15 protein-coding genes and 1 pseudogene are annotated in these 21,089 nt (G+C 62.5%); all 16 read left to right on the forward strand.

The features are described from left to right. The first annotated feature begins 18 nt into the window (after positions 1-18). The 16 genes and pseudogenes from M1L53_RS13520 to M1L53_RS13595 all read left to right on the forward strand — a co-directional run bounded on the left by M1L53_RS13520 (position 19) and on the right by M1L53_RS13595 (position 21,006). On the forward strand, positions 19-1,950 hold the full coding sequence (locus M1L53_RS13520) for a mycofactocin system FadH/OYE family oxidoreductase 1 (protein WP_054187799.1): 1,932 nt from the start codon (positions 19-21) through the stop codon (positions 1,948-1,950). After that, positions 1,947-2,774: a mycofactocin-coupled SDR family oxidoreductase gene (locus M1L53_RS13525; protein ID WP_003941966.1), complete on the forward strand. Its 828-nt coding sequence runs from the start codon at positions 1,947-1,949 to the stop codon at positions 2,772-2,774. The genes M1L53_RS13520 and M1L53_RS13525 overlap by 4 nt, the downstream gene beginning before the upstream one ends. Further along, on the forward strand, positions 2,774-4,723 hold the full coding sequence (locus M1L53_RS13530; RefSeq protein ID WP_054187798.1) for a mycofactocin system FadH/OYE family oxidoreductase 2: 1,950 nt from the start codon (positions 2,774-2,776) through the stop codon (positions 4,721-4,723). The genes M1L53_RS13525 and M1L53_RS13530 overlap by 1 nt, the downstream gene beginning before the upstream one ends. Before the next feature lie 41 nt (positions 4,724-4,764). Further along, positions 4,765-6,003 (forward strand): annotated as a pseudogene (locus M1L53_RS13535) (DUF222 domain-containing protein). 98 nt (positions 6,004-6,101) lie between these two features. Continuing rightward, a complete protein-coding gene (gene mftE, locus M1L53_RS13540; RefSeq protein ID WP_054186896.1) occupies positions 6,102-6,794 on the forward strand; it encodes a mycofactocin biosynthesis peptidyl-dipeptidase MftE in 693 nt (230 codons plus the stop codon). A 97-nt stretch (positions 6,795-6,891) separates the two neighbouring features. Further along, on the forward strand, positions 6,892-8,289 hold the full coding sequence (gene mftF / locus M1L53_RS13545; RefSeq protein ID WP_007730153.1) for a mycofactocin biosynthesis glycosyltransferase MftF: 1,398 nt from the start codon (positions 6,892-6,894) through the stop codon (positions 8,287-8,289). Then, positions 8,286-9,767 carry a mycofactocin system GMC family oxidoreductase MftG gene (gene mftG, locus M1L53_RS13550; protein WP_054186895.1) on the forward strand — a complete coding sequence of 494 codons (1,482 nt, stop codon included), beginning with the start codon at positions 8,286-8,288 and terminating at the stop codon, positions 9,765-9,767. The genes mftF and mftG overlap by 4 nt, the downstream gene beginning before the upstream one ends. A gap of 105 nt (positions 9,768-9,872) precedes the next feature. After that, positions 9,873-11,186: a helix-turn-helix domain-containing protein gene (locus M1L53_RS13555; RefSeq protein ID WP_019744245.1), complete on the forward strand. Its 1,314-nt coding sequence runs from the start codon at positions 9,873-9,875 to the stop codon at positions 11,184-11,186. A 143-nt stretch (positions 11,187-11,329) separates the two neighbouring features. Then, positions 11,330-12,853 carry an aldehyde dehydrogenase gene (gene adh / locus M1L53_RS13560; protein WP_007730158.1) on the forward strand — a complete coding sequence of 508 codons (1,524 nt, stop codon included), beginning with the start codon at positions 11,330-11,332 and terminating at the stop codon, positions 12,851-12,853. 91 nt (positions 12,854-12,944) lie between these two features. Further along, positions 12,945-13,505 (forward strand): DUF779 domain-containing protein, encoded by a 561-nt coding sequence (locus M1L53_RS13565; RefSeq protein ID WP_054186894.1) that lies wholly within the window; start codon positions 12,945-12,947, stop codon positions 13,503-13,505. A 165-nt stretch (positions 13,506-13,670) separates the two neighbouring features. Next, the gene (gene eat, locus M1L53_RS13570) at positions 13,671-15,143 is read left to right on the forward strand and encodes an ethanolamine permease (RefSeq protein ID WP_142006181.1); all 1,473 of its coding nucleotides are present in this window, start codon (positions 13,671-13,673) and stop codon (positions 15,141-15,143) included. Next, positions 15,140-16,564 carry an ethanolamine ammonia-lyase subunit EutB gene (locus M1L53_RS13575; protein WP_019744243.1) on the forward strand — a complete coding sequence of 475 codons (1,425 nt, stop codon included), beginning with the start codon at positions 15,140-15,142 and terminating at the stop codon, positions 16,562-16,564. The genes eat and M1L53_RS13575 overlap by 4 nt, the downstream gene beginning before the upstream one ends. Further along, positions 16,561-17,334 (forward strand): ethanolamine ammonia-lyase subunit EutC, encoded by a 774-nt coding sequence (gene eutC / locus M1L53_RS13580; protein WP_054186893.1) that lies wholly within the window; start codon positions 16,561-16,563, stop codon positions 17,332-17,334. Before M1L53_RS13575 ends, eutC begins: the two co-directional genes overlap by 4 nt. An 82-nt stretch (positions 17,335-17,416) precedes the next feature. Continuing rightward, complete coding sequence (locus M1L53_RS13585; protein ID WP_054186892.1) at positions 17,417-18,715, forward strand: HAD family phosphatase; 1,299 nt, start codon at positions 17,417-17,419, stop codon at positions 18,713-18,715. Between the two features lie 142 nt (positions 18,716-18,857). Further along, positions 18,858-19,397 (forward strand): hypothetical protein, encoded by a 540-nt coding sequence (locus M1L53_RS13590; protein ID WP_054186891.1) that lies wholly within the window; start codon positions 18,858-18,860, stop codon positions 19,395-19,397. Between the two features lie 331 nt (positions 19,398-19,728). Next, positions 19,729-21,006 carry an MFS transporter gene (locus M1L53_RS13595; RefSeq protein WP_085998903.1) on the forward strand — a complete coding sequence of 426 codons (1,278 nt, stop codon included), beginning with the start codon at positions 19,729-19,731 and terminating at the stop codon, positions 21,004-21,006. Positions 21,007-21,089: the final 83 nt, after the last annotated feature.

Genomic DNA, 21,089 nt, shown 5'->3' on the forward strand with positions numbered 1-21,089 from the left:
CTCCGATAGAGCTGTGAGTTGACACTCGACGAACACACGACCCTGGCCGGACGCCTCGTCCGGTCCAGGGTTGTTTTCGGTCCGCACGAGACCAATCTTGCTGTGGGACGCTCGCTTTCCGATCGGCACCGTGCGTACTACCAGCGCCGCGCCGAGGGCGGAACCGGGATCGTCGTCACCGAAGTGGCCTCGGTATCGGAGAACGACTGGCCGTACGAGCGGGCGCCGTTGGCGTCGCAATGTGGCCCGGGGTGGCAGTCGATCGCGGCTGCATGTGCTCCGTACGGAACGCTGGTTCTGGCCGGGCTCGGTCATACCGGCATGCAGGGATCGAGCGCATACTCCCAGTCGGTGCTGTGGGGACCGTCAAGAGTGGCCGACCCGGCGACGCGTGAGTTGCCGATGGCAATGGGGCAGCCGGAAATCGACCAGCTGATAGTCGGCTTCCGTGAGGCGTCGGCGCTGGCCGTCGCTTCGGGAATGGACGGAGTGGAACTCGATGCCGGTCCTCGAAGCATTCTGCGACAATTCCTTTCGGGTCTGACCAACACTCGGCAAGACCGATACGGTAGCGATCGCGTTGCTCTTGTTCGCGAGGTCATCTCGGCAGTGCGCGAGGAAGTCGGGTCGGATCACGTTGTCTCCCTGCGGTTGTCCTGTGACGAGGAAGCTCCATGGGCGGGCCTGACGCCCGATCTTGCCATCGGTATCGCGCGTGAAGTGTCTCCGTTCCTCGATCTCCTTGTCGTCGTTCGTGGCGGACTCTATTCGTCTGACCGGTACCGCCCCGATTTTCACTGCCCGCCGAACTTCAACCTCGATCTGTGCCGTGAGGTCAAGGCCGCTCTGTCGATTCCTGTTGTCGTGCAGGGGAGCGTCGTGGACATCGCCGACGCTCACGCGGCGCTGGAAGTAGGTGAGTTCGTCGAGATGACCCGGGCCCAGATCGCAGACCCGGACCTGGTTGTGAAAGCCGCGCGCGGCGATCGTCCCCGGCCGTGTGTGCTCTGCAATCAGACGTGCCTCGTGCCTGATCCTCGCAATCCTGTCGTGACGTGCGTCGGGAATCCGAGCGCGGGTTTCGAGACGGTGGACCCCGATGAGCGAGAGCAGATTTCGACACCGGGAGCCGTGCTGGTCGTGGGGGGTGGCCCCGCTGGGATGGAAGCCGCACGGATCTCGGCGGTGGCGGGGCACTCGGTCACACTCGTCGAGAGTTCATCGCAGTTCGGCGGCATGATCCGAACTTTTGCGCGAGGTGACGGCCGTAGCCGGTTCGCACTCCTCGCGCAGTGGTTGGAGGACGAATGCCGTCGTAGCGGCGTGACGATGCGGACCGGGGCGGCGCTCGACGCCCAAGACCTGGGTGACGCACGCAGCCGGGGCGAGTTTGTTGTCGTTGCCACCGGTAGTGCTGCGAGGCCGCCGACGTATCCGGTCGACGATTCGGTTCGGTGGTTGGATGCGTCGGAAGCCTTCGAGAAGTTGAGCACCGTGGGGCCGGGTCCGGTCGCGCTGATCGATCCCCTCGGTGGACCGATCGCGGTGGCGCTCGCAGAAGCACTCGCGGCCCATGGCATCTCCGTCTCGATTGTGACTCCCGACAGCATCGTCGGTTCGAGGCTCGGCGCGAGTGGGGATCTGGTCGGCGCCAACACGCGCATCCAGCAGGCCGGGATCACCAGGGTGCTCGCGTCACGTGTCACCGAAATCGCTCGAGGGGCCGTCTGCGTCGAACACGTCCATACCGGCGAGCGGTCACAGCTCGAGTGCGAAGTGGTGATCGACTGCTCGCCTCGTCTGCCGAACGAAACGCTGAAGGAAGAGGCCGACATTCAGGTGGGCGACTCGGTTGCCCCGAGAACTGTTCTCGAATCCATCCGCGAAGGGCGCTTTGCAGGGTTTACTACTAGAACGAGTTTCAATTCTGCAGAGAGGGCTATCTCATGACACAGGGTTCAGTTCGTTCGCTCGAAGGTCGCGTTGCTTTCATCACCGGCGCAGCGCGCGGTCAAGGACGTGCGCACGCGGTCAAGATGGCGCGCGAGGGAGCAGCGATCATCGCGGTCGACGTATGCGCGTCGGTGGCGTCGGACAATTCCTACGACGCAGCAACTTCCGAGGACTTTGCCGAGACGATACGTCTGGTGGAAGCGGAGGGCGGGAAGATCCTCGCCCGTGAGGTCGATGTCCGTGACGGCGCAGCGCTCACCGCGGTGGTCAAGGACGGCGTCGAACAGTTCGGACGTCTCGACATCGTGGTCGCCAACGCCGGGGTCTGCAACTGGAATCGATTCTGGGAAATGTCGGACGAGCAGTGGGAAACCCTGATCGACATCAACCTGACCGGAGTCTGGAAAACCCTCAAGGCCTCGGTGCCGGCGATCATCGAGGGTGGGCGCGGTGGATCGATCATCGTGGTCAGTTCGGTGGCCGGACTCAAGGCGCTGCCCGGACAGGCGCACTACGCGAGCGCCAAGTTCGGTCTCGTCGGTCTGACGCAGGCCGCGGCAAAGGAACTGGGGGAGTACAAGATCAGGGTCAACTCGATCCATCCTTACGGAGTGAATACGCCGATGGGGGTCGACCAGGGCGCTCTCGAGGTATTTGCAAAGTTTCCGCAGTACCTTCCCAACTTCACTCCGATCCTCTCGGACATCGCTTTCGCCGAACCTGACGAGATCGCCGATACCGTCCTGTGGCTCGCCGGTGACGGTTCCCGCACCGTCACGGCAAGTCATATCGCTCTCGATCAAGGAAACTCCAAGGTCTGATGACGCCGTACCCGCGCCTCTTCGCGCCACTGCGCCTGGGCAACCTGACACTCCGCAATCGGGTCGTGTTCTCCGCACACCTGACCAATTACGCGGAGAACGGGTTGCCGACGGAGCAGCACGCGAGCTACTACGAGGCGCGGGCACGCGGCGGTGCGGGTCTGATCATCACCGAGGAGCACTCGACGCATCCTTCGGATCGACCGTACGAGAAGATGATTGCGGGCTATCGGCCGGAAGCGATCGAGGGATACCGGCGGATCACCGACGCCGTTCATGCGCATGGTTCGTCGATTCTCGCGCAGATCAACCACAATGGGGGTCAGGGCGCTGGAACCTATTCGCGATCGCCGCTGTTGGCGCCGAGCGCCGTTGCGGATCCGTTGTTCCGCGAGGTGCCCAAGGCTGTCGACGACGCGGACATTGCCGAGATTCTCGCAGGGTTCGCCCTTGTTGCGCGCAACTGCGTTGCCGGTGGCTTCGACGGGGTGGAATTGCAGGCGTCGCAGTCGTCCATAGTGCGCGCGTTTCTCGCCCCCTCGACCAACCTGCGCACTGATCGCTACGGCGGGGGCGTGGCACATCGTGCACGGTTCCTTCTCGAAGTGCTCGGGGTACTGCGTAAGGCCATCGGCCCTGATCGTGTCCTCGGTGTGCGCCTGAGTGGATACGAAGGAACGCGGGGTGGCATCGAACTGTCCGACGCAGTAGCCACCGCTCAACTCATCGAAGCTGACGGTCACGTCGACTACATCAATACCACCGTCGGAATGGCCACGGAAACACTGCATCTGGTCGAAGCATCGATGGCTGTACCCACCGGCTACGCCAACTTCGTCCCGTCTGCGATCAGGGAGGTCGTCGATCTTCCAGTCGTCGGAGTCGGCCGTTTCAAGACGCCGGAGCAAGCCGAAGCCGCACTCGAGGACGGTGTATGCGATCTGGTGGGAGTAGTTCGCGGGCAGATCGCCGATCCGGATTTTGTGAACAAGGCGCGTGCTGGTCAATCGGTACAGGTGCGAACCTGCCTGTCCTGCAACCAGGAATGCGTCGGGCGGATGGGTCTGGGACGTTGGTTGGGGTGCACCGAAAATCCGCGCGCCGGTCGGGAATCGGTACCGCTGCCGATGCCGCGGCGACGGGGCCGCACGGTGGTGGTGGTCGGTGGCGGCCCGGCCGGCCTGCAAGCTGCGGCTACAGCGGCCCAGCGAGGTCATGCGGTGACGCTGTTCGAGCGTGAACGAAGACTTGGGGGACAGATTCTTACCGCCTCGGTGGTACCGGCTCGCCGTGAGCTCGCCGACCTCGTCCGGAATCTCGAATCTGAGTGTCGCCGAAGTGGTGTGACGATCGAGTTGGATGCTGGAGCTGATCTCGCGATCGTGGAGGAGCGCGCGCCCGAGGTGGTCGTGATTGCAACCGGAGCGCGGCCTGTGCGACCGGCGTGGGCGGGTAGATCAGAGCGTGTGGTGGGTGTTCGAGACGTTCTCGACGGCAAGATTCTGCCGAGTGGAACGGTGCTCGTCTACGACGAACTGGGATTCCATCAAGGTACGTCGGTGGCGGAGTTCCTCGCTGATCGAGGCTGTGCCGTCACGATCGCGACCAACGGCATGGTGGTCGCGCAGGACCTGAGCATCACCCTGGATTTCGAGGGGTGGAACCGCCGAGCGTTCGAGAAGTCGATCGGTCAACGGACAGATCTGATGGTGACTTCGGTGAGCGCTGGGGCCTCGCCGCTCGTGAGCTTGGTTCACCTTCCGACGGGTGTGACCGAGGAAGTTGCAGTCGACTGGGTGGTCTTCGCGACACAGCAGGAACCTGTCGACGAGTTGTGGAACACCTTGCAGGGAAGCTGTTTCGAGAAATTTCGCATCGGTGACGCCTTGTCTCCGAGGCGTTCGCACGCGGCCGTCATCGAGGGGCATCGGGCCGCGTTGGCGATATAGTCGTCCGTTTTGTCCCTGGTTCTCGAAAGTATGTTTTGAGCATGGACAGTCGGGAAGCGTGGCAACTGGATGGCGTGGGCCTCAAGAGCGAGGTTCTCGATCTGGTGCGCGCCCGGCACGAGTTGCAGTCGCAGATAGTGTTGTTGATCGTGCAGATGTTTTCCCGGGACGTTCTCGGCGGGAAGGGTTTTCGGGCGATCGCGCAGTGGTTGCACGGGTCGACGAATCTGGAGATCGGTGAGTGCAGTCTGCTGGTCGGGTTGGCGCGGTTGTTGATGCTCGAACCCGTTGTGGGCGATGCGTTTCATCGTGGTGACGTGGATGCGTTGAAAGCCCGTCAGGTGGCGTCGTTTTGTCAGCATCCACCGAAGAACATGACGCCGGCGGATGTGGACAAGGCCCGCGGGATCTTGTTGGGGTTGGCGTCGAAGAACATCGCCGATTGTGATGCGGTGCGGGCAGCGATCCGGCGGATCGAGAAGCAGTACGGCAAGCGTGAGGACGGCGTTCCGGTCGGCGAGGATTCCGAACGTAACGAGTTCTACGCCTCGAAAGGCTTGTACGGCAGAGTGACTGTGAAGGGCGAACTGGATGCTGTGAACGGGGCACGGTTGATCACGTTGTTGTCGAGCCTGTCGGCGCCGACGCCGGAGAAGGACGGCGTGAAGGACACGCGTACTCCGGCGCTGCGGCGGGCGGACGGGTTCTGCGAGTTGTTGCGCCGGTACGAGCGGGCGGGGTTGGGTCCGATCGAGGGCTGAGTGAAACCACACATCACGGTCACCGCCAGCGCAAAAGACATGACGGACCTGCAAGCGTTGAAGGACCTCCTGCCGTCCACCGAAGAACTCGGATTTGCGTGGGCGGATTGGGTGGGCCCGATCAGTATCGATACTGCCCGGATGTTGGCGTGCGACTGCACGGTCACGCGGATTTTGTTGGATGAGAACGGGGTTCCGCTCGAGTGCGGTAAGGAAGCGCGAACGGCGACGGTGCCGCAGCGGCGGGCGTTGGCGGTTCGTGATGGTGGGTGTGCGTTCCCGGGGTGCGGGACACCGTCGGGGTGGTGCGATGCCCATCATATTGTTCACTGGAACGATGGTGGCCCAACGGATCTCGACAATCTGATCTTGTTGTGCGGTCATCATCACCGGACGCTGCATCACACGGAGTGGCGGGTGGAGATCGGGCCGGATCGCAAATCGGTGTTCTATCCACCGATGTCTGTTGATCCGTATCAGCAGCCGATCGGTGGGAGCAGCCCACCGACAGCGGCGTGAACCGCGACAACTGACGAATACGCCGGGGCACAACAATCCCCCGGTGTATCCGCATGCAGTGTTGCGGTGGGAGGGGCCCGCACCAATACGATCGGGGGATGAGTTCTCCGCGTGACCTTGCTGCCATCCCGAGTCCTGCGCTCGAGGGCACTGCGCTCACCGTCGTGGTCCCGGTCGGTTCTTTCGAACAACACGGACCGCACCTGCCTCTCGATACCGACACTCGGATCGCGAGAGCAGTCGCACAGGCTCTGCCCGACGTCGTCGTGGCCCCGGCCATCGAATACGGGGCGAGCGGCGAACACGAAGGGTTTGCCGGCACGATTTCGATCGGTGCCGAGGCTATGGAAACCGTCGTCGTCGAATACGGAAGGTCGGCGTTCAGATGGACGAAGCGGGTGCTGTTCGTCAACGGCCACGGCGGAAATGGTCCCGCATTGGCCAAAGCGGTGGCACTTCTGCGGTATGAGGGGCGTGATGCTGCTTGGGCGCCGTGCGCTGTTCCGGGTGCCGACGCGCATGCCGGACACACTGAAACGAGCCTATTGCTGCACCTTTCGCCCGATTTGGTGCACATGAGCCTTGCTGAGACAGGAAATTTGTCTCCTATCGCGGACCTGATGCCAGGAATGCGTTCGGGCGGTATGGTCGCTGTGTCGCAAAACGGCGTTCTCGGCAATCCAGTCGGGGCTACCGCCGAAGACGGCGCATACATCTTCGGTGAGTTGGTAGGACGCGTGACGGATGGACTGGCCCGGTGGGAGCCTGGTCCAGATGGGAGGCTTCGGTGACGACCACGACCGAGTGGGGGCGGACGGTCCACCTGCGACGGCTTTCGAGGCTGCGACGAGTTGCAGCACGACGGGCTACGTCCCTTACGATCATCTGATGCGACCAGCAAGACTCCCCGACGGCTTCGGCATTCGGTTGGACCCCAAGGTGCGCACGTACTCGGGTGGCCGGGTACTCATCGGCGGATCTCCGACGCGGATGCTCAAGCTGGCGCCGACGGCTGCGGCGATGATCGGTGACGGCTTCCTCGAGGTGGTCGATCAGCAGAGCGCTGCGGTTGCGCGACACCTTCTCGATTCAGGTGTCGCGAATCCTCGTCCGATGTCGACGCCGTCCGCTGCCGATGTCACGGTCGTGATTCCGGTCAAGGACAACCAGGCCGGCGTCGAACGCCTATTGCCCGTCCTCAAGGATCTGACCGTCATCGTTGTCGACGACGGTTCGGAAGTGCCGGTGGAGCCCCGTCGCGCCTGCCCGGGCACCGGCACCATCACAGTGGTCCGGCACGAGAGTGCCCGCGGACCCTCGGCAGCGAGAAACTCGGGATTGCGTTCGGCCCAAACACGTTTCGTAGCTTTCCTGGACTCCGACGTCATACCGCGTGCCGGTTGGCTCGAGTTGATGTTGGGCCACTTCAGCGATCCGGGGGTTGCCCTAGTTGCACCCCGCATCGTCGCCCTCGATCCGTACGGGACGGCGCTGGCGCGGTACGAGAACATGCGATCGTCTCTCGACCTCGGACGCAAGGAAGCTGCGGTGAAGTCGGGCAGTCCGGTCGCCTATGTCCCCAGCGCCGCCGTGATCGTCCGGCGCGACGTGGCACTCGAATGCAACGGTTTCGACGAGAGTCTCGAAGTAGCCGAGGACGTCGATTTCTGCTGGCGACTGCAGGCTGCGGGTTGGCGACTGAGGTACGAACCGGTTGCGCATGTCGCCCACGATCATCGAGTTCAGTTCGACAAGTGGTTCGCCAGGAGAGCGTTCTACGGCACGGGTGCGGCGCCGTTGGCTGCAAGACACGAGGGTTCGGTTCCGCCGATGGCGATGTCGTTCTCGACGCTCTTCGCGTGCATCGCCGCCGCAACACTGACCCGTTCCGGTCTTGCCGGCGCACTCGGCGCTTTGCTGTTTACCGTTTACCGGCTGCGAAAGATGTTCACCGGCCTGAGTCAACCCACCCGGATCGCGGCGATCCTCACCGCGCAGGGAGTTGTCGGCGGATTCTGGCAACTCGCCTCGGCAATGTGTCGTCACTACTGGCCCGTGACGCTCCTGGCGGTGATCGCCTCCAGGCGAATTCGGCGGCTGGCCGTCGCTGCAGCAGTCACCGAAGGTTTGGTGGACTGGTATCGCCACCGTGAGCCAGGCGGGCTGGGACCGGTTCGGTACGTCTTCTTCAAACGAGCCGACGACATCGCGTATGGAGCCGGACTCTGGCGTGGCGCATTCGACGCCCGCGACTGGGCGGCGCTGAAACCTCGAATCACCAAGTGACAGAAGCCGACTACGCAGATTTCCTGGTTGTCGGTGGTGGCACGTGTGGTTGCGTGGTCGCAGCCAGGCTCAGTGAAGATCCATCCGCCACGGTGATGCTCCTCGAATCGGGAAGCGGATATCGATCGGCGCTCGAACTCCCGGACGTCCTGGGTGATCCGTACCGACTGCCGGTCGGACCTGCGAGCGAATACACGTGGACCTATCCGGTCGAACTGACGCCGCGTCGGGCGTCCACAATTGCGCGGGGGCGGACACTCGGTGGATCCGGAGCCGTCAACGGTGCGTACTTCACCCGCGCGACCCGTGCTGATTTCGAGCATTGGCCGAGTTCATGGCGATACGACGACGTCTTGCCGTACTTCAAGAAGTCCGAAACGGATCGTGATTTCGAGAGCGAGTTCCACGGGACCGCCGGACCGATCCCGGTCGAGCGTCGAGCGTGGGACCAACTGCATCCACTGAGCGGCGAGTTTCATGCGGCAGCGCTCGGAGCAGGCTTTCCCGACGACGTCGACAAGAATGCGCCGGACTCGTTCGGGGTGGGCCGAGTGCCACTGAACGTGTCGGATCATCGTCGGATCAGTACGGCGATCGGGTATCTGATGCCGGCGTTGCACCGGCCGAATCTGCGGGTGGAATCCGGAGTGAACGTCATTCGTATCGCGTTCTCGGGTACCCGTGCGATCGGCGTCGACGTTCTCGGCGACGGCAATGTCCGACGCATTCGTGCCGACCATGTGGTCGTGTGTTCGGGCGCGGTGGCGACACCGCACATTCTCCTGAATTCCGGTGTTGGTCCAGCGGAACAACTTGTAGAGCAAGGAGTTTCCGTCGTTCTCGATCGACCGGGCGTCGGACAGAACTTCGTCGACCACCCGGAAGTGCTGCTGCCGTACTATTTTTCGAAGGCCCGCACGATTCGATCGCAGACTCCGGTGCTGGAGACAGCCCTCAACCTCGCTGAGATCGAAATCCGTCCGTACACCGCATCTTTCACAGACCTGGTTCCCGGTGCGCCTCGCATGGACCACGGCGTCGGAGTGGTCCTGATGGCGCCGCGCAGCCGGGGAAGCATCGAACTGGCATCGGGGGATCCCGCTGGGGCGCCGCGTATTCGGTACAACTACGTCGCGTCGGCGCACGATCGAGCTGCCATTCGGGAAGGGATGCAGATCGCCGAGAATCTTCTCGAGTCGATCGCCGAGACGGGGTTGATCGATCGCCCCGTCGTGGAGTACACCGATGAGTGGGTCGAATCCCGCCTGGGAACGTCGCTGCATATGTCCGGTAGTTGCGTGATGGGTGCCGAGGCGGACCCGTTCGCAGTCGTCGACGGTCGGTGCCGTGTGATCGGCGCGCAAGGACTCAGTATTGTTGACACGTCAATCCTGCCGACGATCCCGACCCGCGGCCCGCATGCGACCGCGGTGATGGTTGCGGAACGAGCAAGCGCCATTCTGCTCGGTGACGAGTAACCGCGAGGGGCAGCAGGCTGGGTCGGCAGTCATACCGAATGGTCGTTCTCGCCTATGGGCTGTGATCGGCGTTACAGTGGTCCACGGAGCGGAGGAACGCAAAATATGGCACGTGAACAGGCTGTGTCCGGCAACCCGTGGGTGGCGGTCAGGCCAGGCGATGACGTCGCGTTACTCGCGCGGCGACTTTCGTCTGCCCATCAGTCGTTCATCGATGCTCGCGGCGTGCCCGGCCAGGGGCTGACCGACGACTCCCATGTCCGCTCGGTCGTACTCGAGTCCTGGATGCGTAGCCGCAACAAGGGGGTAAATCCCGATGTGGTCGGCAACCCTGAGATGCTCGAAGGGTTGGAGCTCGAAAAATATCGCTCCGCGCATCCCATGTCACTGATCCGTCCGGTGATTCGGAAACTCCTGGTGGAAGATGCTGCAGAAACCGGACTACTGATCGCGATCAGTGACGCACACGGTCGACTGCTCTGGGTGGAGGGTGACAACTCGGCCAAGGACAAGGCGTTGTCCATGAACTTCGTCGAAGGCGCCGATTGGAGCGAAGATCGTGTCGGCACCAATGCGCCGGGAACGGCGCTTGCTCTCGATCACTCCGTACAGATTTTCGGATCCGAGCATTTCAACCGAACCGTGCACGACTGGAGTTGTTCGGCCGCACCCGTCCACGATCCCACCACTGGGCAAATCCTTGGTGCCATCGACATCACCGGTGGTCCCAGGGTTGCGGTTCCCGAAGTGCTGTCACTGATCCGTGCAACTGTCGCGGCCGCCGAATCGGAATTGCGATTCCATCTCTTGAACTCGCCCATCCCACTCAGTGCCACGGCTCCGCGCCTCGAAACATTCGGTGCCGGCCGACCGACGCTGGTTCGCGGCGGTGACCGCATCCCGATTTCGCAGCGTCACGCCGAGATTCTCCTTCTGCTTTCCGAACACCCGGAGGGTCTCAGCTCCGACCACCTTGCGGTCCTGCTCGACGAGGGCGAACTCGACGCAGTGACCATTCGCGCGGAAATGTCGCGGCTTCGTAAGGTTTTCGGTGCCGACCGGCTGGCTTCGCGCCCCTATCGGATCATCACGGAGTTCACGACAGATGTCGGCGATGTGCGGGCAGCGTTGGATCGAGGCGACGCAGCGACGGCGATGAAACTGTATTCGGGCCCGGTGCTGGCGGGCTCGGCGTCTCCCGGCATCGAAGAGGTGCGGGAAGAACTACGCACCAGGGTCCAGGCAGCTCTGCTGCGTGGAGGTGACGCCAACCTTCTGGCCCGGTGGACCACGTCGGTACACGGCCGCGAAGACTCCGTCGTGTGGGAGGCCTACCTGTCCACGTTGGATCCTCAATCTCCGCTGTATTCGCAGGTCCAGGCTAGAATTGATCTCCTCGACCGCCAATTGGGCATCTGAGAATCATCTGCGTTTCTCGCACGCAACGTACTTGCAACGTTGCAACTCCTAGTGTTGTGAATCACACCCCACCGGGGGGTGGGATTGCAGTCACCGATTTGGTGGGTGCGCCCAGGAAGATCACGTTTACATAGGAGCTTGCAATGACCGTGTACGCCCGCCCAGGTACCGCCGACGCGATCATGTCCTTCCAGTCTCGATACGACAACTGGATCGGCAACGAATGGGTTGCTCCGGTCAAGGGTCAGTACTTCGAGAACCCGACACCGGTGACCGGACAGAATTTCTGTGATGTGGCTCGTTCCACCGCAGAAGACATCGAACTCGCTCTCGACGCAGCGCACGCAGCAGCTCCGGCCTGGGGCAAGACCTCGGTCGCCGAGCGCGCGATCATCTTGAACAAGATCGCTGATCGTATGGAGGAGAACCTCGAATCCATCGCACTCGCCGAGTCGTGGGACAACGGCAAGCCGATCCGCGAGACCCTCAACGCCGACATTCCGCTCGCCATCGATCACTTCCGATACTTCGCGGGAGCTATTCGCGCACAGGAAGGTTCGCTCTCGGAGATCAACTCCGACACCGTGGCGTACCACTTCCACGAGCCGCTCGGCGTAGTCGGCCAGATCATTCCGTGGAACTTCCCGATCCTCATGGCCGTGTGGAAGCTTGCCCCCGCCCTCGCTGCCGGCAATGCCATCGTGCTCAAGCCTGCCGAGCAGACGCCAGTCTCGATCCTGCACCTCATCGGCATCATCGGTGACCTGCTGCCTGCCGGTGTTCTCAACATCGTCAACGGCTTCGGCGTCGAGGCCGGAAAGCCGCTCGCGTCCAGCCCGCGTATCAAGAAGATCGCGTTCACCGGTGAGACCACCACCGGTCGCCTGATCATGCAGTACGCGTCGCAGAACCTTATCCCCGTCACCCTCGAACTCGGTGGCAAGAGCCCCAACATCTTCTTCTCCGACGTTCTCGCCTCAAACGACGACTACCAGGACAAGGCACTCGAGGGCTTCACGATGTTCGCCCTCAACCAGGGCGAGGTCTGCACCTGCCCGTCACGTTCGCTGATCCAGGAAGACATCTTCGACGAGTTCCTCGCGATGGCAGCCATCCGCACCAAGGCTGTGCGCCAAGGGGATCCGCTCGACACCGACACCATGATCGGTGCCCAGGCCAGCAACGATCAGCTCGAGAAGATCCTCTCGTACATCGAGATCGGCAAGGCCGAAGGCGCCAAGGTCATCACCGGTGGTGAGCGAGCCGAACTCGGCGGAGACCTGTCCGGCGGCTACTACGTCCAGCCGACGGTGTTCACCGGCAACAACAAGATGCGCATCTTCCAGGAAGAGATCTTCGGACCCGTCGTCTCGGTCACCTCGTTCAAGGACTACGACGAGGCCATCGAAATCGCCAACGACACGCTCTACGGTTTGGGCGCCGGTGTCTGGTCCCGCGACGGCGGAGTTGCTTACCGCGCAGGCCGCGACATCCAAGCCGGTCGCGTCTGGACCAACACGTACCACCAGTACCCGGCACACGCCGCTTTCGGTGGATACAAGCAGTCCGGCATCGGCCGCGAGAACCACCTGATGATGCTCTCGCACTACCAGCAGACCAAGAACCTCCTGGTCAGCTACGCCCAGAAGGCTCAGGGCTTCTTCTGATCGACCCACCGGTACCCGTGAGCCCCTCGCTGCGGGTGCCGGTGAGCAAGACTGCAACACGCGAAACCTGCACAAACACACGGAGGTTGGAATGAGCGCCACGGACACACCCGATACCGGCGCCGTTCCACCCCGGTTGGTGACCACCGCTGGGGCGGCTGACCTCCTGCGCCGCCTCAGCGGGACTCACGGCGAACTGATGATGCATCAATCCGGCGGATGCTGCGACGGCTCGGCCCCGATGTGTTATCCCTCAGGCGAATTCATCGTCGGGGACCGTGACGTACTACTCGGAATCATCGATCTCCGACTTGCTGTCGGAGAGACTCCCGAAGACCTTCCCACCGGAACCGACGCTGTACAGGTCTGGATTTCCGGATCACAGTTCGAAGCCTGGAAGCACACCCAGTTGGTACTGGACGTCGTGCCCGGCCGCGGCAGTGGATTCAGCCTGGAGTCTCCTGAAGGATTCAGATTCCTCAGTCGAGCAAGGGCATTCACACCGGACGAAAACGAAGCACTCGGCGCGTCGAGCATTCTCGTGGGCGCTGATTGGGAAGCGGGCGTGCGTCCTTTGCCCCCGACGGTTCCCCAGGTGGTCGCCGAGGCCGTCGACGCCTGCCCGGTGCCGGGCGCGGCCGCCCGATCCTGAGAACGGCAGCCTGAAGAAGATCTGAACAGACTCGGGGCCGCTCACATGACAGCCAGTTAACAGCACGGTCATCTCCAGGCGACCTTCTCCGTACATCGCCCACATACCGTTCATTTCACGCGACGCATCCACCGTGCGTCGTCTCATTCTTGACCGATTCAGAGGATGGACATGTCTCTTTCCGACCACGCAACCGGCAAAAACGCCGGTGCCGCGGGTGCACACCACGACGGCGCAGACTTCCATGCGGAAGACAATTCGTATCTGGAGAAACGAACACTCCGAAAGGGAACAGCAGGGTGGGTGCTGCTTGCGGGGTTGGGTGTCAGCTATGTGATTTCCGGTGACTACGCCGGCTGGAACAACGGTCTGGCCGAAGGTGGTTTCGGTGGCCTTCTCATCGCGGCGGTTGTCATCGCGGGTATGTACCTGGCGATGGTGCTCGGTATGGCCGAGATGTCGTCGGCACTTCCTGCCGCTGGTGGTGGATACACGTTTGCCAGACGGGCCATGGGGCCCTGGGGCGGATTTGCCACCGGCACAGCAATTCTCATCGAGTACTCGATAGCACCCGCAGCGATCGCGACCTTCATCGGTGCGTACGTCGAGTCCCTGAACCTGTTCGGGATCACCGACGGCTGGTGGGTGTACCTCGCGGTGTACGCGATCTTCATCGGCATTCACCTCACCGGCGCCGGTGAGGCACTCAAGGCGATGTTCATCATCACCGCCATTGCACTCGTCGGCCTGGTCGTGTTCGCGGTTTCGGCTGTCGGCCTTTTCGATTCGTCCAACCTCACCGATATCGCCGTCGACACCAGCGCAGTCGGATCGTCGTCGTTCCTGCCATTCGGTCTGCTCGGAATCTGGGCCGCCGTGCCCTTCGCGATCTGGTTCTTCCTTGCGGTCGAAGGTGTACCGCTGGCCGCCGAGGAAGCACGTGAGCCGGAGAAGAACGTCCCCCGCGGCATCATCATCAGCATGTTGATCCTGATCGTCACAGGCGCAACGGTTCTCTTCCTCGCCACCGGTGCGCTCGGCGCAGACGCCCTGTCCACCTCCGGAAATCCGCTCGTCGAGGCTCTGGGGGACAGCGGAGCGGCAAAGGCCGTCAACTACATCGGACTTGCCGGTCTGGTCGCGAGCTTCTTCTCGATCATGTACGCCTACTCACGCCAGACGTTTGCGCTCTCCCGCGCCGGCTATCTGCCGAAGAACCTGTCGGTGACCAACAAGCGCAAGGCCCCCACTCTCGCGCTCGTCGTACCCGGAATCATCGGCTTCGCGCTCTCACTCACCGGTGAAGGTGCAATGTTGCTCAACATGGCGGTGTTCGGCGCGGCAGTAAGCTACGTCCTGATGATGGTGAGTCACATCGTTCTTCGTAAGCGTGAGCCGAACATGCCGCGCCCGTACCGCACGCCCGGCGGTATCGCCACCACCTCGTTTGCGCTCGTGATCGCGGCAGTGTCGGTGGTGGCCACCTTCCTGGTCGATCCCGTTGCGGCATTGCTGACGTTGGTTGCCTTCGGAGTTCTGATGGCGTACTTCGGTCTCTACAGTCGTTACCACCTTGTTGCCAACTCGCCGGACGAGGAGTTTGCTGTACTTGCACAGGCGGAAGAAGAATTGGGATGAGTCGCGGGATGGCCAAGTATCACCAGCAGGTATCCGGAACCAACTACTCGTTCGACGGTCTCGTCGATCTGATGGCAAAAGCGACACCACTGCGGTCGGGTGACGAACTAGCCGGTTGTGCGGCAAGCTCCGACGCCGAACGTGCTGCTGCTCAATGGGTTCTGGCTGATCTTCCGTTGACGGTGTTCCTCGAAGATCTGTTGGTTCCGTACGAGGACGACGAGGTAACCAGGCTCATCATCGACAGCCACGATCGCCTGGCCTTTGCGCCGGTGGCCCACCTGACTGTCGGCGGACTACGAGACTGGTTGCTCGAGACCGCGTCGGCGCCGGAAGCTTCCGCACGGTTGTCCGCCGTAAGTCCCGGGCTCACCCCCGAGATGGTTGCGGCGGTCAGCAAGATCATGCGCAATCAGGACCTGATCGCCGTCGCGAAGGCCATCACCGTGACCGCGGGGTTCCGTACGACCATCGGACTGCCCGGCCGGCTGAGCACCCGACTCCAGCCAAACCACCCGACAGACGATCCACGCGGCATCGCGGCGGCCACATTGGACGGTCTCCTGATGGGATGTGGCGACGCCGTCATTGGTATCAACCCCGCGACGGACTCACCCCAGGCCACCTCGGATCTGCTCCACCTGCTCGACGACATCCGTCAGCGATTCGAGATCCCGACTCAGTCGTGCGTGCTCTCGCACGTGACCACCACGATCGGACTGATCGAATCGGGGGTGCCGGTCGATCTTGTCTTCCAATCGATTGCCGGTACCGAAGGCGCCAATTCCGGTTTCGGAGTGAACATTCCGCTCCTGCGTGAGGGCAACGAGGCCGGGCGCTCCTTGAACCGCGGAACGGTCGGCAACAACGTCATGTACCTGGAGACGGGGCAGGGGTCCGCCCTCAGCTCAGGTGCCCACTACGGCACCGGCGGAGCCCCGGTCGATCAGCAGACACTCGAGACCAGGGCATACGCAGTGGCACGTGATCTCGAACCGCTGCTGGTCAACACCGTGGTCGGCTTCATCGGTCCCGAGTATCTCTACGACGGCAAGCAGATCATTCGCGCGGGCTTGGAGGATCACTTCTGCGGAAAACTCCTCGGGCTGCCGATGGGAGTGGACGTCTGCTACACCAACCACGCCGAAGCCGATCAAGACGACATGGACAACCTGCTCACCTTGCTGGGCGTCGCCGGCGCGGCGTTCGTGATCGCGGTGCCCGGCGCCGACGACGTGATGCTCGGCTATCAAAGTCTGGCGTTCCACGACGCGCTGTATGTGCGTAAGGTTCTCGGTTTGCAGCCCGCCCCGGAGTTCGAGACCTGGCTCCACAACTTGGGGATGACCGACGCAAACGGTCGGGTTCTTCCGATCGACGCCGAAATGTCGCCGTTGCGGGCTTTGACGGTGAACTCATGACCGAAGATCAGGCACCGATCCTCGATTTCTGGGGTCCACTGCGCAAGACCACACAATCGCGTATCGGGTTGGGCCGTGCCGGTGATTCGTTGCCCACCAAGCGGGTTCTCGAATTCAAGGCAGCGCACGCCGCAGCTCGCGACGCGGTCCACGAGCCACTCGACTCCGAGACGCTTGCCAGTCGGGTCGAAGGGGTGGGCATCGGGGCGCCGGTGGTGGTCGCGAGCAGCGTCTCCACCCGCAGTGAGTATCTCCGGAGACCCGACCTGGGGCGCCAACCGGCTGACCTGGGTGCGATCGCGAGTTCCGACAAGGAAATCGGGTTCATCCTCGCCGACGGACTCTCGCCGCGAGCACTGATGGACCACGGCGAGCAATTACTGTCTGCGTTGGTCACGGTGTTGGGGGAGCGGTACTCGATCGCGCCGCCGGTGATCGCCACGAATGCCCGTGTGGCACTGGGTGATCACATCGCTGCCGCGATGGGAGTGCAGACGGCGATCGTCCTGATCGGCGAACGTCCAGGGCTCTCCGTTGCGGACAGCGTCGGGATCTATCTGACTCACCTTCCGCGCGTCGGTCGTACCGACGCGGATCGAAACTGCATTTCCAATGTCCACCCACCCGAGGGACTCGGATACGAGCAGGCTGCTCGTGTCGTCCTGGGATTGGTGACGGGAGCGCGCCAGTTGGGCCGCTCCGGCGTCGACCTCAAGGACACCTCTCGCGCCGACGCCGTTGCGTCGAGAGAAGTGCTGACGCTCGATTAATTGACAACTGCACGGCATACCCGGGTCGATCGACACTCGGGTATGCCGTCGTACCCGAATCACGACGAAAACGAGGGAATCGATGTTCCGTTCGCTGCATGCCCGCGCCCTGTGTGCGTTGGCGGTAGGTAGTGTCCTGTTGAGTGCAACTGCATGTAGTTCGGCCGAGAGCGCCCCGAAAGAAGATGTGGCGCAGAGTGGTTCATCCTGTGCTGCGTTGGATCCCAGTCTGGCGTGGTACGGCGACAACCGTGTGAGGTTGGATGCCATGATGACGGAGTTCGGAACGTGTGGAGCTGCAGGTGATGTCGATGACGGAGCTCCGTTGGCGCTCTTCGACTGGGACAACACAGTTGTCAAGAACGACATCGGAAGCGCCACTGCATTCTGGATGATCAAGAACAACAAGGTGTTACAGCCCGCCGGAGCGGACTGGGCAACCACCAGTCGCTTCATGACTCCAGCCGGCGCTGCCGCACTTTCCGCCGCGTGTGGCTCGGAGACCGCCCCGGGTCAACCCTTGGTAACCAGTACCGACTTGGACTGCGCTGACGAGATCGTTGCGGTACTCGAGGAGAAGACTCGCGACGGACAGGTTGCATTCGACGGCTACGATCACCGCCGGACCAAGGCTGCATACGCGTGGGCGGTGCAGTTGATGGCAGGGCACACCGAGGACGAGATCACCGAGTACGCCCGCGCAGCGCGTGCCGAGAATCTCGCTGCTGCAGAAGGATCCGATCAGACCGTCGGTACCACGGAAGTCGACGGCTCGGTGCGTTACTACGCGCAAGTCGAAGATTTGGTGAAAACCCTCGGCGCTCATGGATTCGACGTGCGGATCATCTCCGCGTCGGCCGAACCGGTCGTTCGTGTCTGGTCGGAGCAGCTGGGATTGGATGCCGATCACGTGATGGGAGTTCGGCCGATCGTCGAGGGCGGCGTTCTGACGGGGCGCCTGCGGGGATGTGGTGGGGTTGCGGACGGTGACGACTCGGTCATTCCGTACATCGACGGGAAGCGGTGCCAGGTCAACGAGGTTGTCTACGGGGTTCAAGGGCCTACGGCGTTCGAGCAGTTGGCCGCCGATCGACGTCAGGTATTTGCTGCCGGTGATTCTGTCACCGACGTGACGTTCCTCGGAGATGCGACCGGTGCGCGCCTGGTGATCAACCGCAACAATCCCGAACTGATGTGCAATGCCTACGACAACAGTGACGGGAAATGGCTGGTCAACCCCATGTTCATCGAACCGAAGTCCCGGGCGGACGCTCCCTATCACTGCTCGACCGATGCTTACACCGACGCGGCCGGGGCAAAAGGTGCCGTGACCCGCGCAGACGGCAGCGTGATCCCCGATCAGGCCGATACCGTCGCGTGACGGTCGACTTGTCGCGGTGACTTCACAACGATCGATCGGGGTGTGATCTGATTCTGTCGAGCCCTTTGTCGGGCTGCGGAAACCCACGGGTGTCCGCTGTGATGCTGGAGCCGCAGAGGCGGCACGTGAGTAGGAGAAATCGATGGCCTTCGCTGGCAATGTGGACGAGTTGGCACTGCTCCAAGCAGTACGTCTCAAGGAGCGGGTCGGAGCGGTCGTCCTGGCCGAGCACCTGGGCGTCAGCTCGGCTTCCGGTCAAGCTGCGTACGACGCACTTGTCGCGCAGGGCAAAGCGGTCGAAGCGGAAAACGCCATCAGCCTGACCGAGAAAGGTTTGGCAGAACTCGAAGATCAGTTGGACGCCGAGCGCGTCTCGATCGACGAGGACTCCATCGGTGAGGTGTACGAGGCGTTCCTTCCCTTGGACGAGGAGTTCGCCGCGCTCATCGACGACGCAGATGCGGATTCCCTTGCAGAGTTGGATAGCCGGGCTGCAAACCTGTTCGACGATCTGTCGGCATTCGTTCCGCGGTTGTCTCGTTACCAGGATCTCTTCTCGGATGCTCTCGCGAAAGTGCAAGCGGGGGAGTCCAAGTGGATTTCCGAACCGATCATCGACTCCTACGCCACGGTGTGGGGCGAGATCCGTCAGGAACTGTTCGGGGCTGCCGGTAAGGCTTGATCCGTAGCGTTGCACCGTGACGCCGTTTCTCGAGGGCCGTCCGATTCGTGAGAACGAATCGGACGGCCTGCGGCATGTCGAGGGTCGTGAAACTCGTTACCATTGCATACAAGTGGTGACCGAGATCACTCCTACCCCCTTTCGGGGGTAGTGCGGGGGTGAGCCACATCACTACCTTTCCTCCTATCGACGGTGATGCCCACAGGGCGACACCACGGGACCACGGAGGAATCGAGTGACCACAGTCTCTCCCACAGGCGGCACCAGTGCCGCCGGCGCCGGGGGTGCGAGTGCCGCAGGTGCGACGCAGCCCCCGCAGAACACCACCAGTGTGCGGCGCGTCGCAATCGCGAGTTGCATCGGCACGACTATCGAGTTCTACGACTTCTTCATCTACGGAACCGCTGCGGCACTTGTCTTTCCGACGGTGTTCTTCCCCGCGCTCGGTGCCACTGCGGGAACTGTCGCATCGTTTGCGACTTTCGCAGTCGCATTCATCGCCCGGCCCGTCGGCGCAATGTTGTTCGGACACTTCGGTGATCGCATCGGTCGCAAGAAGACGCTGATCTCGACGCTCCTGCTCATGGGTATCTCGACGCTCCTGATCGGCTTGCTGCCGGGTGCTGCAACCATCGGTGTCGCGGCCCCGATCATCTTGGTGCTCTTGCGATTCGGCCAAGGTTTCGCGGTCGGTGGTGAGTGGGCAGGCGCAACCTTGCTCACCGCGGAATACGCTCCACCGGGCAAACGTGGTCTGTATGCGATGTTCCCGCAGCTCGGCCCTGCAATCGCATTCGTTCTCTCGAGCAGTACCTTCCTCATCACCGGCGCAGTTCTCGGCGACACCAACCAGGCTTTCCTCGATTACGGCTGGCGTATCCCGTTCCTGTTCTCCATCGTGTTGGTCGGCATCGGCCTCTACATGCGACTCGCTATCGAGGAGACTCCCGTCTTCAAGGCGGAGCAGGCAGAGCGCGTCGCGGAGCAGAAGAACGAAGCACCTCGCACCCTCCCGTTCCTGGATGCTTGGCGGTTCCAGACCAAGGAGATCCTCCTCTCGGCAGGCGCCCTGGCTTGCCTGTTCGCGTTCTTCTACATGGGCACGGCTTTCCTGACGAGCTACGGAACAAAGACCCTCGGCTTCTCCCGTCCGTTCGTCCTGTCTGTCGGTATCGCTTCCGCGGTTGTCTTCGGTGCGGCGATCGTCGTTTCCGCTCTGTACTCGGACCGCATCGGGCGCCGCAAGGTCATCATGATCTCGTGTGGTCTGGCCGTCGTCTGGGCGCTGGTGCTGTTCCCGCTCCTCGACACGGGATCGCCGATCGCGTTCATCATCGGAATGTTCGGCACGCTCATGATCTTCGGAATCGCCTACGGCCCCTGCGGTGCGCTGCTTCCGGAAATGTTCCAGACCCGCTACCGCTACACCGGTGCCGGCCTCGGCTACAACCTCGCCGGAGTGCTCGGTGGGGCAGTGCCGCCGCTGATCGCCGCACCGCTGGCCTCGGCCTACGGGAGCATGGCCATCGGAGTCATGCTTGCGATCCTGGGTGTGTTGAGCCTGATCTGCACCTGGGCACTCGTCGAGACCAAGGACCACGCGCTGTAACCACTGTGCGCCTTTATTAACCGCCGGCGGTTAATAAAGGCGCACAGCAGGCGGGTGGGGTGTCCGGACTCTGAACAGTTACG

This window comes from Rhodococcus sp. T9N (assembly GCF_024436645.1).
Taxonomy (GTDB): Bacteria; Actinomycetota; Actinomycetes; order Mycobacteriales; family Mycobacteriaceae; genus Rhodococcus_F; species Rhodococcus_F qingshengii.